The sequence below is a fragment of the Pseudoalteromonas sp. NBT06-2 genome, from assembly GCF_002276045.1.
Classification (GTDB): domain Bacteria; phylum Pseudomonadota; class Gammaproteobacteria; order Enterobacterales; family Alteromonadaceae; genus Pseudoalteromonas.
The window spans coordinates 1-506 of record NZ_NQMR01000419.1 but is presented as its reverse complement, the minus strand read 5'-3'; the positions used below and the strand labels follow the sequence as shown (position 1 = coordinate 506).

General features: G+C 40.3%; 1 protein-coding gene. It reads left to right on the top strand.

What is annotated here, in order from left to right; all coding sequences use genetic code 11:
• Positions 1-506 (top strand): phosphopantetheine-binding protein (locus CJF42_RS26370; RefSeq protein ID WP_252097752.1); only part of this gene is annotated, 506 nt, incomplete at both ends.

Here is a 506-nt window from a genome sequence, read left to right as displayed (position 1 = left end):
CCTGATTATATGGTGCCGAGTACGTTTGAACTGATTGATATGTGGCCGCTTACAACTAACGGAAAGATAGATAAAAAACGTTTACCGGAGCCTGATACAGCTCTATTACAATACGATATTATTGCGCCTGAAACAGAAATGGAAAAATCATTAGCAGAGGTGTGGTCAAAGCTATTAAATATCGGCGTTGATTCAGTCAGTATTGATTCTAGCTTCTTTGATTTGGGGGGGCACTCGTTACTGTCAGTACGTCTTGTATCTGATGTGCGTAAACACTTTAAAATAGAGTTATCAGTTCAGTCAGTATTTGAATATCCGACACTGCAAGCAATGGCTCTAGTCCTTGAAAAATCACCAAATAAAAGCACCCGAAAGGATATTAAACGTGTAGAGCGGACTACCAACACGGCAACACCTTCATTTTCGCAGCAGCGTTTGTGGTTTTTAAACAAGCTACAAGGAGCAACACCGGAATATAACCTACCGATTGCATTTACAGTTAAAGG